This window comes from Tateyamaria sp. GN1-10, assembly GCF_055693845.1.
The window spans coordinates 150,117-163,964 of the sequence record NZ_JBVFUR010000003.1 but is presented as its reverse complement, the minus strand read 5'-3'; the positions used below and the strand labels follow the sequence as shown (position 1 = coordinate 163,964).

The window sequence follows — 13,848 nt, the reverse complement described above, 5'->3', positions numbered from 1 at the left end:
CCCTTGGATGTTAGCCAATGGCGCTGAACCACGGCACGTGCTCCAGCATCCATTGGGCGATGTAGTTGATGGAATTGGTGGCAATCAGCACCCCAAACAGAATGAGAAGCGCCCCCATCATCCTCTCGATCAGGCCGAGATGACGACGAAACCGCGCCATCCACGACATGAACGGTCCTATGAACAGCGCCGCTACAACAAAGGGCAGCGTCATGCCGAGGCCGTAGACAAAGAGTAGGCTCGCCCCCTGTCCGGCTGTCTCTTGTCCCGCGGCTGTGAACAGAATGGCAGCCAGCACCGGCCCCACGCAAGGTGTCCAGCCAAAAGCAAAGGCGAGACCAATTACAAAAGCGCCCAGCAGCCCCACATTGGACGTGTTCCCGGCGTCGGCCCTGAACTGGCGGTACAAAAACCCAATGCGCACGACCCCCAGGAAATGCAGACCCATCGCAATGATGATCCCCGCCGCGACCCAACGCAGCACATCGAAGTACTCGCGCACCATCTGACCGAAGGCAGTGGCCGTGGCCCCCAGCCCCATGAACACGGTGATTACACCCAAAGCAAAGCAACACGCCGCCAGAAACGCGCGCAGTCGCACTTGTGGCGAAACCTTTGCTTCGGCTGATATCTGGTTCATACCCACCCCCGCGAGATAGCTCAGGTAGAACGGCACGATGGGCAGAATGCAGGGTGACAAGAAAGACAGCAGACCCGCCAGCAAAGCGCCCAAATATGTCACATCAAACATGATCCGGCGGCCCCTTGCCTTGAGATATTCACAAATTAGATTATGATGAAGAATGAAACGGCGTCAATCGGAGTGGGTCGTGCACACAATACGCAAATGGCTGGTCACGGCCCTTCTGACACTACCCCTGCCCGCTGCGGCAGAGACCTATCTGCTTATGGCAGAAGAAGCAGGATGTTTCTGGTGTGCCAGATGGAACCAGGAAATCTCCCACATCTACCCAAAGACAACAGAGGGAAAGACGGCCCCCCTTCAACGCTACGATCTGCACAGCGAGACACCGGATGTCACCTTCGTTCAAAAGGTGCGTTTCACGCCCACGTTCATCCTAATCAATAACGGTACCGAAGTGGGTCGGATCGAAGGGTATCCGGGCGAAGATTTCTTCTGGAGCCTCCTCACGATGATGTTTGAACGCGCCGACATCCCCTTGGACAAAACGGGTTAGAACGCTATGACGCTTGATATGACAATCGAACCGAACCCCAAGGTGGATACACCATCGCGCCTGCCCGTCTTCGACGCCAATATGTGTACCGAGGATATGGAAAAGATGATGCGCAACGCGCAGGACGCGTCGAATTTCCTCAAGGCAATCAGCCACGAAGGACGTCTGATGATCCTGTGCCACCTCGCTTCGGGCGAAAAGTCGGTCACCGAACTCGAAGACTTGCTATCGGCGCGTCAGGCAGCTGTGTCACAGCAGCTTTCCCGCTTGCGGCTCGAAGGGTTGGTGAAACCCCGCCGCGACGGCAAGGCGATCTACTACAGCTTGACAGATGACCGGCCCCGGCAAATCATGGAGGTCGTCTACGACCTGTTCTGCAGGGACGACTGACCGGTCACTTCGCCAGCGATCGGTCTTCGGGAGGAAGCCGACATGCTGGAATTGCTGGGTGAAGCCAACACCGTTGCATTTATTGGTCTGTGCGGGGGCATCGCCCTTGGACTTGCCGCACGCATTGGCCGTTTTTGCACCCTGGGTGCCATCGAAGACGTGCTTTACGGTTCGGATGATCGACGCATGCGGATGTGGCTTATTGCCATCGGCGTTGCCATCATCGGCACCCATATCGCCATGTCGCTGGGCATGTTCGATGCGTCTGAAGCGGCCTATCTTGACCGGGTGTGGAACCCTGCCGGTACGATCATCGGCGGGTTGATGTTCGGTTACGGAATGGCCCTCAGCGGCAATTGCGGCTACGGCGCCTTGGCGCGACTGGGCGGCGGCGACCTGCGGTCTTTCGTCATCGTGTTGGTCATGGGCCTGTCTGCGTACTTCGTCATGTCGGGCCCCCTCGCCCACCTGCGGGTCATGCTGTTCCCGGTCGAAACCGATGCCACATCGGCACAAGGTTTCACGCAACTGTTCGAGGGGTTCGGGATCGCACCCTTGGTCACAGGTCTGGCTGTCGGAGGCGCGCTTTTGGCTTGGGCCATCTCGTCCGCAGATATGCGCCGAGCGCCGGGCCATCTGTTCTGGGGCGGCGTGGTCGGCACCGCGATCGTGTCCGGCTGGGTCGGCACGTACTGGGTGGCCATGGCCGGGTTCGAGGCTGAACCAATTGAAACCCACACCTTTGCTGCGCCCATTGGCGACACCATCTTCTATTCCATGACAGCATCCGGCAACGCACTTTCGTTCAGCGTCGGCTCGGTATTGGGCGTCGTGATCGGCGCAGCATTGGGGTCATATTCCAAGGGCCACTTCCGTTGGGAAGCCTGCGAAGACCCACGCGAGTTGCGACGGCAAATCATGGGCGCCGCACTCATGGGCCCCGGGGCGATCCTAGCCGTTGGGTGCAGTGTCGGTCAGGGCATCTCGGCATTTTCGGTGTTGGCGTTCAGCGCGCCTTTGGCCTTTTTGGCGATCTTCATCGGTGCGGCCGTGGGACTGAGACAGCTGATCACTGGCTTTGCGCCGGCAGAATAGACAAAAATAGCCTCGCCGCAGTGCTCTTCATTTACCGATGAGGCGATACGGCAGCACAACCTTGTCCTAGCCCCCTAGAACTGTTCCATTGCACTGGCCGCAAGGGGAGAAATAGCATGTTCCTGCAGTCGTTTCGATCAGTATGAATGCGTCGTTCATGTAGGCTCTTTGGAGCGCAGCGCGTAGCGCATCATATCCGGGGCTCGTATATAACCGTTGCCCCACGCTTCTTCTTGCTCCAACACGCTAAGCAATTGTTTAGAGATGGCTTGCGCGGAAGCGCCGTTAGCCACCAATTCATCTAAGTGTTGGATTTTGTTTGCAACGCTACTTACCCAATCATTGGGGTCACCACCTAATGCGTTCAAGAGTTGCTCCTTACCGTCGAACCATTCCGCAATCTCTTGGCAGAACACGCCAACGAAAGGACTCGACCTAGTTGCGGACACTACTATTCGTTTTTGGCGCCGCGAATGCACTGCGAATGGTATCAATACCCGCGAGCACGAATGTAAGAGCGGCTACTGCAATAAGGTCCGGGGTCGGCACCTCGATACAAAGGATCAAGAGGAAAGCGCCAAATATGAAAAAGGCGAATAGCGCCAAGAGCCGCTTCATGAAAATTCTCCCATCGTATCCGCCCAATCGTAGAACCATTTGGCCGTTCTGAGAAGCCGACCATCGCCATTCTTGGGGCCGACGATCTGCACGCCCATCGGCAACCCTTGTGACGACGTTAAAAGTGGTAAGGTGACGGCGGGTGTCCCGACCATCGTCCAAAGCCCGTTGAATATGCTGTCACCAGTCCAATCGAGACCCTTCGGTGCTGAGCCCGGTGCGGCGGGACAAAGGATCGCGTCGCATCTGTCGAAGATTTCGTCCAGAGCGGCCGCGAAACGCTCGCGCCACGCCAAAGCTTCGAGATAGTCGAGCGCGGTTATTCTTCGGCCCTGCTCCAGCGCCTCTCGGGTTTCCGGTGCAAGTTTTTGGGGGTCATAGCGGCTGAAGTTTAGTGCCATCTCGGCAAAATTGATCCGTGCCCGCAGGTCTGCGGCGGCATCAAATGGAGCGGGAAGTTCTACTTCAAACGCGCCTTCACCCAAGGCGTTGGTCAACTCGTCGAATGCCCCGTGCAAATCCTTGGTTGCCTGTTCCCAGCCCGGCATTTTGACGACGGCAAGAACCGGTTTCAAAGGAGGCGGCTGATGAGCCAGTTCAAGAAGCCGAGGGGCGGGTGCCAGTGCCGTATCGCGGTCTTGGCTGTCGTGCCCGGCCAGCACATCGGCGACCAGCGCGGCACCGGATGGATCGGTCGCGAAGACCCCAACCGTATCGAGACTTGGTGATTGGGTGAGAATACCCGTACGAGGGATCATCCCGAAAGTTGGTTTATACCCGGTGACGCCGCAAAATGCGGCTGGACGGATCACCGACCCACCTGTCTGCGTCCCGACGGCAAGAGGGACCATGCCGTCTGCGACCGCGGCTGCCGATCCGGAAGAAGACCCGCCTGGCGTATGCGCGGGGTTGTGCGGATTCCGGGTCTTGCCGGGATGCATATAGGCCAGTTCGGTTGTTACGGTCTTGCCGACGATCAAGGCACCGGCCGCCTTCAGCCGTTCGACGATTACGGCATCGCGTCTGGGCACGCGGCCGATATCCTGGGCACATCCATTCTCAGTCGACATCTTTGTTGTGTCGATGATGTCCTTCAGGCCGACCGGCATACCATGAAGAGCACCGACGGGCCGTCCGGATTTGCGATGCGTGTCCAGGGCTGCCGCCTGGTGGCGAACAAAGTCCGCATCAAACCAGGCCCAGGCACCGATCTCGGGCTCGCGGGCTTCGATCCTTGCGATCACCGCTTCGGCCAGGTCCGCGACCGTGGCCGCGCCATTGGCAAGCCGGTCCCGAAGCTCGAGCGCCATTGTAGTGATCGGAGGTGCGCCTGCAGATTTATCCATAAAAGAGCTCGGGAAGATAGAATACGATCTGCGGGAAGAGGTACATCAGGACCATCGAAAGGATGACACAGAACAGGAACGGCATAACGCCCGCGAAGATCTGCGTCAGACGCACCTCGGGCGGGGCAATACCTTTCAGATAGTACGCCGACATTGCCATGGGCGGCGTCAGGAAACTGGTCTGCAGATTGAGCGCAACGAGGATGCCGAAAAACAGCGGATCAATGTCGAAGAACTGCAAGAGCGGCAGGAAGATGGGCACGAAGATGATGATGATCTCGGACCATTCGAGCGGCCAGCCCAACAAAAAGATGATGAGCTGCGCCAGAATGAGGAACTGCACCGGCGTCAAGTCGAGGTTTTGCACGAACTCGCTGATGACGTGCTCGCCGCCCAGATAGGAGAATACCGCCGAAAACGTGTAGGAGCCAACGAAAAGCCAACAAACCATCGCAGTCGTCCGAACCGTCAGATAGACGCTTTCGCGTAGACGCTGCCATGACATGGCGCGGTAGACGACCGCAAGAAGGATGCCACCCAGCGCCCCGATCGAGGCCGCCTCGGTGGGGGTCGCAAGGCCGAAGAGTATCGAGCCCAGTACCGCCAAGATCAGAAAGGCCAGCGGCAGAAAGGACGTCAAGATCATCAGGACCAACTTGCCGATCGGCACGTTGGGCACCTCGTCATCAGTCGGGCGCGGCGCGGCGGAAGGCTGCAGGATTGACCGCCCGATCACATAAGTCAGATAAAGACCGACAAGTGTCAGGCCGGGCAAAAGCGCGCCCGCATAAAGCCGCACGATCGAAACGTTGGTCGCCGCGGCGTATACAATCAGCATGATCGATGGTGGGATCAGGATGCCAAGTGTGCCGCCGGCGCAGATGATGCCGCTGGCAAATGACGGATTGTAGCGTGCCTTCAACATCGCCGGCAATGCGAGAAGGCCCATCAGCGTGACCACGGCACCGACGATCCCCGTTGCGGTCGCGAACAGAGCGCAGGTGATCAGCGCGGCCACACCCATCGAGCCAGGCACGTTCTTCGAGGCGATGTTCAGCGTCGAAAAGAGCCGGTCAACAATGTTCGACCGTTCGACGATATAGCCCATGAAAAGGAAAAGCGGCACAGCCGTCAGCACTTCGTTGGACATGACGGTGAAGGTCTGGTTCACGAACAGATCGAATATTCGGTTGTTGATGAACCCTTCAATCCAGGCGCTCCAACTCTCCCAGCTGCCCGCCGTCTCGTCCAATCTATTGTAGTCGCGCCACATGCGGCGCTCGTCGAAATAGGCGAAATAGCCAAAGCCGATCCCCATTGCCATCAGGGTGAAGGCGATCGGAAAGCCAAGAAAGACAAAGACGATGAACAGCCCCAGCATGAAAAGGGCGACAATTTCGGGGTTCATGGATGCGCGTCCTTCTCGGCCTCGGCGGCCTTCTGCATCAGGAGGTCTTCAGTCTCCATCACGTCTTCCTCCGCCTCGATCCACTCGTTGGTGCGTATGGCGATGATACAGCGGCACACCTGGGCGATGCCCTGAATGAACAGAAGGATACCGGCAGCGACGATCACGGTTTTGAACTGATAAATGGGTACACCGGCCGGGCTATTGACCGACACTTCACCGTACTGCCACGAGCGTGCCGCGTATTTCCAACCGGCAAAGATCAGGGCCGTCACCCCCGGGAAGAAAAAGATGATGTACAGCACGAAGTCGATCTTAGCTTGTGTTCGGGGTTGCCAGAGTCGATAGAGAAAATCGCCCCGCACATGGCCACCGCGGGACAGGGTATAAGCCCCGCCCATCATGAAAAGCGTACCATACATGATGAACGACACGTCCAGTGCCCAAGCAGTCGGGCTGTTGAGAATATAACGGACAAAGACCTCATAGCCGGTGCCCACGGCCATCATGATGATAAGCCAGGCAAAGGCCTTGCCAAACCATGCGGACAGACTGTCGGCGAATTGGATGAAGCCGATCATGGAACCTTTTCCCAATGCATGCCCCGGCGTTGATAACGCCGGGACGAGACCATCGATTGATGGCGATCAGAGTTTAAGCTTGCCAGGGAAGTAGTGATCGTAGGCAAGCGCGTAATCCGGCGCGTTCATCAGTTCGTAGAATGCCACGCGGTCGACCCATTCCCGCTGGCTGTCCAGCGTCTTCTTCATGAACGGATCCTGCTCGAGCTCGGGGATCAGCTCGTCCCAGGCTTTGAGCTGCGCGTCGAGGATTTCCTTGGACGTCCGGTGAACCGTCACACCACCCTCATTCTGCAGCCATTCCAGATCGGAGGAATAGCGGTTCATGGCCTTTGCCGTGTTGGCCGTCGAGGCCGCTTCGACCGCATATTTCAGGATGGCCTGGAGATCGGGGTCCAGATCCTCAACAAACGAACGCGAGAACAGAAACTCGAAGCTTTCAGAGGCTTGGTGATAGGATGACAGATAGTAGTTCTTCGCTACGTCATGCGCGCCAAAGTCCTTGTCCGACGACGGGTTGTTGAACTCGAAGGCGTCGATCACGCCGCGCTCCATCGCGGGCACAATCTCGCCGCCGGGAAGCTGCGCCACCGACATACCAAGCTTGGCCATCAGGTCCGCGGCAAGGCCAACGGTGCGATACTTGAAGCCGTCAAGATCCGAAACCGAGTTCACTTCGCCTTTGAACCAGCCGAAGGGCTGGGCAAACATCGGGAAGCCCATGTAGCCGATGACGTCGAGGCCCATGATGTCCTGTGTAAGCTCGCGGTAAAGCTCGGCACCACCTCCTTCGTAGAACCAGCTCATCATCGTCGTGGCCGAGCCGCCGAAGACCGGGCCGGTTCCAAACAGCGAGGCAGCCTTGTTCTTGCCGTACCAGTAGACAGGAACCGAATGTGCCGCATCGAGTACACCGTCATTCACGGCATCGAGAACCTGGAACGCAGCAACGACCGCACCGGCCGGCAGCACGTCAACCTTCATACGGCCTCCCGACATTTCTTCGACACGCGTCGCATAATCCTTTGCAAACTCGTCCCAGATATTCGCCGCGCCCCAAGACGTCTGCATTTTGATGACGAGCGGAGCCTGCGCTAGAACAGCGGGCGCAGCCAAAGTACTCCCGGCAGCAGCCCCGCCAGCGAGTGCGGATTTCCGTAGAAATGACCGTCTGTTGATGGTTTTCTCAGTCATGACATTCCTCCCAGTTGATACATCATGCATTTGGACAGTTTTTCTGACCAAAGCATGACAGATTAATAGTTGCACCATGCTTCGGAAAACTCAATCATCACTCCCAGAAGTTGCGAGCTGCTAGAGAATTCCTAGGTTTGCGACGTCTTAGGAAGCCCATTCGTCTTGCTCGACACTGAAGTGCGGGCGTCTGCGTCAAGTTACCGGCCTTGCACCGCAGTGGCGGATAAGCTCGAAGGTCGTTCACGTTACGCGGGACTGCTCGAGAGAAAACCGCTCACCTGCATCCCAAGACGATTTTTCTTCACCGCATCCGTGAAGTTCCACTTTATCCGCGTCGGGGTTGTACAGCCAGTCGAAAAGCTACGCCTTCGACCAACGTCCGTTTTCGGGAAGCTTCACTACAGCGGCTGTTGAGGCGGCGGAGGTCCGGAATGGGCCGCTTCATCCGGGTGCGGCAGGGCAAACAACGGGATGCTGCACTTGTTCCATAGTCGGCAGAGAGCCCATAACCTACCGAATGCTGCACACTGTATAAGTGTTAGTTGTAACAAGAAGTGGCACGAAAGTGGTTTAAGCGAGTTCTTCAGACTTGGTCGTCTGATCTAGTTGCAGAAAGGTCATCAACCCATCGCTGAGACCACGCCCCCAATGGTTTCAAATGCCCAAATAATTCTACGCCCTTTGCGGTCAGCTGGTATCCTTGGTCTCCTCGCCTCACCAACCCACTCGACATCAACTCCTTGATGCCTCGGTTCAAGATCGTTGGCGACATCTGTTCGCAACTGACCTGGATTTGCCGAAACGTCATCGGTCCGCTTGAGAGTTGCCAGGTCACACCAAGTGCCCAGCTTCTTCCGAGCAGGTCAAACAGCGCCATGATCGGTTTGCCCGACTTTGACCCTCTAACGGGACTGCCCGGAACCGGAATATTTGAAGACATGGATTCTCTCCGTGCTACATTTCTGTAGCGATCTATTGTACACTTGCTGTAGTGATCTGGCGGAGCTTTGTCATGCGTTCTGGCGGCTCTGGGGGCGTCCCTCGGATGGGCAACGGGTATCGTTTTGGCGCAATGGCCCGCTCGACAGTTGGGCGCTTTCGAATTTACGCGAACCCAACTCATCGCCTGCTCAGCGATCCTCACAATCGCAAGTGGTGGCCTTGGATACTGGTCCAGTGTCAGATGGGAGTTCTGGCCGTCAATTGTGGCAAGCATCGCGATCGGCATCATTCTAGGCAACCTAGCCATGATTGAATGCTTGCGGAAAGGAGGGCCAAGACGCACCGAACTTATCCTATCGCTCAAGGCACCAATCGTCGGTGTTATGGCTTATTTTTGGCTGGGTGAGGCAGCAAGTGGAGACGATCTTGTTGGAGCAACCGCCACCCTTTCCGGGGCGAGTCTCGCGGTATTCTTCGGAAGTAATAAGCAATCTGAAAGCGATGCGGCGATAGGCTCTCTGACGACGATCCTCCTCCTCGGCGTCGCTGCGACGGCGTTCCAGGGGTTTGGGTTTCTCGCTATGAAGCCTGCCATGCAGGCCGGGACCGAGCCCCTGGCAGCCTCGGCTATACGCCTGCTGGGCGCGGCCGTGGATGTCTCGGTTGTCGCGCTCTGGCCAGCGGCAGCAGTTAAACCTCATACAGCGGTCACCCCATATCTACTCGGCCGGACGATTCTGCCGGGCTTCATCGGATATGGGATTTCGTCGACACTGTTGCTCTATGCATTTGCCACATTCGATGCCGGAATTGCCGCTGTGCTTGGGTCGCTGTCACCGGTGTTTTGCTGCCCATTCTTTGGTTGAAGGAAGGCGTAGCGCCACATCCACAGGCGATCTCAGGCGCTGCAATGGCGGTAATTGGAACTGCTATGATCGTGTTGCTTTGACATTGGGCGGAGCTGAGTGCGCGATGCTTGATACGACGTCTTTGTTCACTGTCGGTGGCGTATTTGCAGTGATAGGTGCATCGCCTGGTCCGGCAACGCTTGCCGTTGCCACCCATTCGATGAGCCACGGACGTCAAGCTGGACTTCACTTTGGCATCGGGGCTCTCTGTTGGCCATATCTTTTGGGGCTGCGTCGCGGCGACCGGCGTTGGCGCGATCCTTCAAGCCGCCTCCAATGCGCTCGTCATCCTGAAACTGCTGGGTGGCGTATACCTGCTCTGGCTCGCCTACACTGCAGCTCAGGCGGCGGCTCGAACAGAGGTCAACTTCGTAACTTCGAACTCCCTCGGGCGCTGGTTCTGGCGTGCATGGCGACTTTGTCTCTCGCAACCCAGCAGGATCAATTGCAGATGCAGGTTGTTGCAGCAACCATGCTTTGCGGGGCGCTCGCTTTCGGAACAAATTTCTTGTACGCCCTCGTGTTTTTAACGCGCGGCGCAATGACGGTTTACAAGCACGTGCGGCCATGGGTTCAAGGTGCGGCGGCAATGCTTTTTACAGTATTCGGATTTAGTTTGATGCGATCAGCGTTCGCCCGATCTGTCTGAACTCCATGACCGGTAGATTTGAAGAACTGTCGGGCGGTCTCGGAAAACGGAAGTGAGGCATTTGCCGTGACGCCAACTCAATTAGCTTTGTTGCTAGAAGCACTATTTGATCTCGATTGGACGCGCGCAGCATGGACCGTGGACAGGATCGATTCAGATTTTGAGTAATGAAGCGAACGTTGGGCGAGCACTGGCGAAAGAGCGCTTTTCCCGCGCAGCCGACCTTGATGTACTTCACAGAGAGCCGCCGCACATGATCAGCCTAAAAGAGCCCATTTCGCCAGAGGCCTGCAACCTGCACTTCAATCTTCGGCTTGCTTCGCACGCGCTTTGTCGATGGTATCGAGAACATTTTCATTTTGAATTGCCCACTGACAGATGAGCTCGATGGGCTCATGTAGTTGTAGACCCAGCGATGTGAGTTCGTAGTCTGTCTTTGGAGGCACCGCACCTAAAACACGACGCGTAACCAGCCCGTCTCGCTCCAGCCTTCGCAACACTTGCGTCAGCATTTTCTTGGACAAGCCGGGGATGCGCCTGTGCATCTGTCCAAAATGTCTTGTACCGGATGCGAGGCAATGCAGAATAATTGGCGTCCACTTATCCCCAATGTGGTTCAGTACGCGACGGGCTGGATACTTTTCATCAAGTCTTATGCTGCTGCCATTGTCGACATTATCATTGGTCATCATGATCTCCTCAGCGGGAATTAGTAGTTACCAAAAGGTGCCTACTCGTCATAAGGTTCCCTAGCATCTAATAAGGCTACGTGCCGCTAAGGCACCAAGTTTTTCCTTAGATGGGGTGTGACATGTCTGACCAAACTCCCTCAGTAATCGCTGGAAAAGATACTCCGATCATCCTGACAGGGCGTAACGAAGATGCGGGTGGCCATGCGCTACGCGATTTTCTCCAACGTTCTGGCATCAACTACGAATGGACCGAAACAGACGAGAAAACGACCGCGTGCGTTCCCGGTCTGGACAAGTTGAGCACGCCCTCGGTTGAGGACTTGGCCCACTCTCTCGGTCTCGTCGTTGAACCAAGTCTTGCTGAATACGATCTGTCGATCTACGGCGCGGGACCGGCGGGCCTCTCCGCGGCGGTCTACGCTGCATCTGAGGGTCTCAGCACCGTATTGATCGAGCGAAGCACAGTCGGTGGTCAGGCTGGTACGACGTCCAATATCGAGAATTACCTTGGCTTTCCGAAGGGTCTGGCAGGCGTCGAACTGGCCGAGCGGGCTCGAGAACAAGCGCTTAAGTTTGGAGTGGAAATTCTGCTTATGCGTGAGGGTGTGAAAGCCGTGTTCAAGGGCGGACGCATCCATGCCGACTTGGCGAATGACAAAACGATGATCGCTCGATCCAACATATGTGCCACCGGCGTCGATTGGCGGCGTCTCAACCTTGACCGGGAAGACGACTTTCTAGGCGCAGGTCTCTATTACGGCGCGGGCGTCAGCGAGGCGCCTCTCTGCTCTGGCGAGCATGTCTTTGTTGTCGGGGGTGGCAACTCTGCGGGCCAGGCCGTCATGCACCTCGCGGATCATGCCAAACAGGTGACGATTGTTGTGCGTGGTTCCGAGCTCGCCGCGTCGATGTCGAGCTATCTTTCGGATCGCATTCAGCAGACCGCAAATGTCAATATTCGCTACGACAGCGAGATCACCGGGCTGGATGGTGATGAAAGGCTTGCCAAGATAAAGGTATCGAGCAAGTCCGGTGATGCGGACTGGCATGATACTCGCCGTCTTTTCGTCGCTATTGGAGGTCAACCCTTCACGGACTGGGCGAAAGATACGGCCATACTTCGAGACAAAGGCGGCTACCTCATAACCGGGCCTGACCTACTAACCGATGGGAAACCGCCCGAATGCTGGACACTCGACCGCCCGCCGCATTTTCTGGAAACGAGCGTGCCGGGCTCGTTCGCAGCGGGCGATGTCAGGCACATGTCCGTCAAGCGGGTGGCAACGGCGGTTGGAGAAGGCGCAATGGCGGTTTCCTTCGTGCACCGTTATCTCGAAAAGGGGTAGTTAGATGTCGACGCCCTTTTCAGCCGCAATCATCGGCGGATCCGTGGGTGGTCTCGCTGCCGCGATCGAACTTCGCGACCAGCTTGCCGCAGACGTCAAAGTCTACGAGCGTTCCGCTGGTAAGATGCAGGCCCGTGGCGCAGGCGTCGTAATGCAGCCCGAGGTCGATGCCCTGTTGAACCGGATTGGGGTTCAAACACGCGAAGTCTGTGTCGAACTGCACGAACGGGTCGGTCTCGCGTTGGATGGTCGCTATAGTGTGAACCCTGCCCCGCAGCTGATGACGGCCTGGGATATACTCTATAAGCGTTTGCGCGCCCATCTCGGTGACGCCTGCTATCATTCGGACAGCCGTTTGATCGGTCTCGACCAGTCCAGTAGTGACGTCACTGCGCGGTTCGCTGATGATCATGCCGCGCAGAGTGATCTTCTGGTTGGTGCGGACGGAGTGAATTCTGTAACGAAACAGCTGCTGCAAGGCGATGAGATCATGGCGACCTATACGGGCTATGTCGCTTGGCGTGGTCTCGAAAAAGAGTCCGATTTGTCCAATGAGCTGGTCGCGGCACTGAAGGATCGCTTTACATCGTACATGAACCCCGGAATGCAGATGCTTTGCTACCTCGTTCCCGGCGCGGATGGCGAGACCACGCCAGGCCATCGCCGCGTCAATTGGGTTTGGTATGTGAACACGCCCGCCGATGACCTCGACCGCTTTCTGACGGGTCAAACCGGTACACGGTACAGGTCGTTTCTTCCGGCCAGTGATGTCACGGATACGACGAAGCGCGTGATACACGAACTGGCTAACCGCAGCCTGCCACACCTGTTCCGCGCGCTTGTTCATGAATCGGCGATATTCATGCAGCCCGTGCAGGACGTAGCCGCGCAGCCGCGTGTTCATGGTCGGTCTTTGCTCATTGGCGACGCCGCTGGAACAGTCCGCCCGCACACTGCGGCGGGCACCTCGAAAGTATTTGGGGATGCCGCGCTCCTAGCTGAGGCGCTGACCGACTGGACGGCCGATGATCCAATGCCTGAAGAAAGACTCGAGCGGTGGAATATGGCCAGAACGATGGATTTGGAAGTAAGCGCGATCCGTGGTCATCGGTTGGCGAAGGGTTCTGGGCTTGGACAAGCAGACCAATTATCGTTTCCCAAAGAGCTATGACCTAAGGGAAATGCAGAGTAACGGTCCGAGCGGTCGAACGAGATAACATTTGGATCGGGGGAGATGTCCTATCTGAAGGCATTGTGAGTACCTGGTGATATTCTTAGAGATCACGGACCAGATTCCGGATGGGATGCAGAATAAGCTAAAACTCAGACGTTTTTGCCACCGGCAGATAGGATTGTTTGTAGCAGAAATGTTCTGTCACAGGGTTTTGTCCGCATGCGGTAGTTTGGGTATTGCGCAGCTAAGGGCAGCTTTAGAGCCCTGATTGACATAATACTGCATCGCAGCAAGGATCTGCTT

General features: G+C 56.8%; 15 protein-coding genes. 7 read left to right on the top strand and 8 right to left on the bottom strand.

All coding sequences use genetic code 11. From position 1 onward, the window contains the following. Positions 1-10 precede the first annotated feature (10 nt). A complete protein-coding gene (locus ACZ1HN_RS01380; RefSeq protein ID WP_472726171.1) occupies positions 11-751 on the bottom strand; it encodes a cytochrome c biogenesis CcdA family protein in 741 nt (246 codons plus the stop codon). 52 nt (positions 752-803) lie between these two features. Here ACZ1HN_RS01380 and ACZ1HN_RS01375 point away from each other — a divergent pair, with 52 nt between their 5' ends. From ACZ1HN_RS01375 to ACZ1HN_RS01365, 3 genes are read left to right on the top strand one after another with little or no spacing between them, the layout of a single operon-like run. Next, a complete protein-coding gene (locus tag ACZ1HN_RS01375) occupies positions 804-1,199 on the top strand; it encodes a hypothetical protein (RefSeq protein ID WP_472726170.1) in 396 nt (131 codons plus the stop codon). Between the two features lie 18 nt (positions 1,200-1,217). After that, complete coding sequence (locus tag ACZ1HN_RS01370) at positions 1,218-1,589, top strand: ArsR/SmtB family transcription factor (RefSeq protein WP_472726169.1); 372 nt, start codon at positions 1,218-1,220, stop codon at positions 1,587-1,589. Positions 1,590-1,631: 42 nt separating this feature from the next. Next, on the top strand, positions 1,632-2,684 hold the full coding sequence (locus tag ACZ1HN_RS01365) for a YeeE/YedE family protein (RefSeq protein ID WP_472726168.1): 1,053 nt from the start codon (positions 1,632-1,634) through the stop codon (positions 2,682-2,684). 155 nt (positions 2,685-2,839) lie between these two features. On the opposite strand, the gene ACZ1HN_RS01360 is transcribed toward ACZ1HN_RS01365, so the two are convergent. The 6 genes from ACZ1HN_RS01360 to ACZ1HN_RS01335 form a co-directional block, all read right to left on the bottom strand. Continuing rightward, the gene (locus tag ACZ1HN_RS01360) at positions 2,840-3,052 is read right to left on the bottom strand and encodes a hypothetical protein (protein WP_472726167.1); all 213 of its coding nucleotides are present in this window, start codon (positions 3,050-3,052) and stop codon (positions 2,840-2,842) included. 246 nt (positions 3,053-3,298) lie between these two features. Next, positions 3,299-4,612, bottom strand: a complete 1,314-nt coding sequence (locus tag ACZ1HN_RS01355) for an amidase (RefSeq protein WP_472726166.1) — start codon at positions 4,610-4,612, stop codon at positions 3,299-3,301. Between the two features lie 28 nt (positions 4,613-4,640). After that, on the bottom strand, positions 4,641-6,056 hold the full coding sequence (locus tag ACZ1HN_RS01350; protein ID WP_472726165.1) for a TRAP transporter large permease: 1,416 nt from the start codon (positions 6,054-6,056) through the stop codon (positions 4,641-4,643). After that, positions 6,053-6,637, bottom strand: a complete 585-nt coding sequence (locus tag ACZ1HN_RS01345) for a TRAP transporter small permease subunit (protein ID WP_472726164.1) — start codon at positions 6,635-6,637, stop codon at positions 6,053-6,055. The genes ACZ1HN_RS01350 and ACZ1HN_RS01345 overlap by 4 nt, the downstream gene beginning before the upstream one ends. Before the next feature lie 66 nt (positions 6,638-6,703). After that, positions 6,704-7,831, bottom strand: a complete 1,128-nt coding sequence (locus ACZ1HN_RS01340; protein ID WP_472726163.1) for a TRAP transporter substrate-binding protein — start codon at positions 7,829-7,831, stop codon at positions 6,704-6,706. A 586-nt stretch (positions 7,832-8,417) separates the two neighbouring features. Next, positions 8,418-8,711 carry a winged helix-turn-helix transcriptional regulator gene (locus ACZ1HN_RS01335; protein ID WP_472726162.1) on the bottom strand — a complete coding sequence of 98 codons (294 nt, stop codon included), beginning with the start codon at positions 8,709-8,711 and terminating at the stop codon, positions 8,418-8,420. A 130-nt stretch (positions 8,712-8,841) separates the two neighbouring features. On the opposite strand from ACZ1HN_RS01335, the gene ACZ1HN_RS01330 reads away from it, so the two are divergent. Both ACZ1HN_RS01330 and ACZ1HN_RS01325 read left to right on the top strand, forming a co-directional pair. Next, positions 8,842-9,642, top strand: coding sequence for an EamA family transporter (locus tag ACZ1HN_RS01330; protein ID WP_472726161.1), 801 nt, complete (start codon positions 8,842-8,844; stop codon positions 9,640-9,642). Positions 9,643-9,875: 233 nt separating this feature from the next. Then, positions 9,876-10,214, top strand: a complete 339-nt coding sequence (locus tag ACZ1HN_RS01325; RefSeq protein WP_472726160.1) for a LysE family transporter — start codon at positions 9,876-9,878, stop codon at positions 10,212-10,214. Between the two features lie 421 nt (positions 10,215-10,635). On the opposite strand, the gene ACZ1HN_RS01320 is transcribed toward ACZ1HN_RS01325, so the two are convergent. Continuing rightward, positions 10,636-11,025, bottom strand: coding sequence for a winged helix-turn-helix transcriptional regulator (locus ACZ1HN_RS01320; RefSeq protein ID WP_472726159.1), 390 nt, complete (start codon positions 11,023-11,025; stop codon positions 10,636-10,638). Between the two features lie 119 nt (positions 11,026-11,144). Between ACZ1HN_RS01320 and ACZ1HN_RS01315 the strand changes: the two genes are divergently transcribed. Together ACZ1HN_RS01315 and ACZ1HN_RS01310 are read left to right on the top strand one after the other, a co-directional pair. Further along, on the top strand, positions 11,145-12,371 hold the full coding sequence (locus tag ACZ1HN_RS01315) for an NAD(P)/FAD-dependent oxidoreductase (RefSeq protein ID WP_472726158.1): 1,227 nt from the start codon (positions 11,145-11,147) through the stop codon (positions 12,369-12,371). A gap of 4 nt (positions 12,372-12,375) precedes the next feature. Beyond that, complete coding sequence (locus ACZ1HN_RS01310) at positions 12,376-13,542, top strand: FAD binding domain-containing protein (protein ID WP_472726157.1); 1,167 nt, start codon at positions 12,376-12,378, stop codon at positions 13,540-13,542. Positions 13,543-13,848 lie beyond the last annotated feature (306 nt).

What these genes read in the sequence shown, in the direction of transcription:
- ACZ1HN_RS01345 (WP_472726164.1), bottom strand. Translation starts at nt 6,637, where the DNA reads ATGATCGGCTTCATCCAATTCGCCGACAGTCTGTCCGCATGGTTTGGC.
- ACZ1HN_RS01380 (WP_472726171.1), bottom strand. Translation starts at nt 751, where the DNA reads ATGTTTGATGTGACATATTTGGGCGCTTTGCTGGCGGGTCTGCTGTCT.
- ACZ1HN_RS01315 (WP_472726158.1), top strand. Translation starts at nt 11,145, where the DNA reads ATGTCTGACCAAACTCCCTCAGTAATCGCTGGAAAAGATACTCCGATC.
- ACZ1HN_RS01375 (WP_472726170.1), top strand. Translation starts at nt 804, where the DNA reads ATGAAACGGCGTCAATCGGAGTGGGTCGTGCACACAATACGCAAATGG.
- ACZ1HN_RS01320 (WP_472726159.1), bottom strand. Translation starts at nt 11,025, where the DNA reads ATGATGACCAATGATAATGTCGACAATGGCAGCAGCATAAGACTTGAT.
- ACZ1HN_RS01370 (WP_472726169.1), top strand. Translation starts at nt 1,218, where the DNA reads ATGACAATCGAACCGAACCCCAAGGTGGATACACCATCGCGCCTGCCC.
- ACZ1HN_RS01365 (WP_472726168.1), top strand. Translation starts at nt 1,632, where the DNA reads ATGCTGGAATTGCTGGGTGAAGCCAACACCGTTGCATTTATTGGTCTG.
- ACZ1HN_RS01340 (WP_472726163.1), bottom strand. Translation starts at nt 7,831, where the DNA reads ATGACTGAGAAAACCATCAACAGACGGTCATTTCTACGGAAATCCGCA.
- ACZ1HN_RS01355 (WP_472726166.1), bottom strand. Translation starts at nt 4,612, where the DNA reads ATGGCGCTCGAGCTTCGGGACCGGCTTGCCAATGGCGCGGCCACGGTC.
- ACZ1HN_RS01310 (WP_472726157.1), top strand. Translation starts at nt 12,376, where the DNA reads ATGTCGACGCCCTTTTCAGCCGCAATCATCGGCGGATCCGTGGGTGGT.
- ACZ1HN_RS01350 (WP_472726165.1), bottom strand. Translation starts at nt 6,056, where the DNA reads ATGAACCCCGAAATTGTCGCCCTTTTCATGCTGGGGCTGTTCATCGTC.
- ACZ1HN_RS01335 (WP_472726162.1), bottom strand. Translation starts at nt 8,711, where the DNA reads ATGGCGCTGTTTGACCTGCTCGGAAGAAGCTGGGCACTTGGTGTGACC.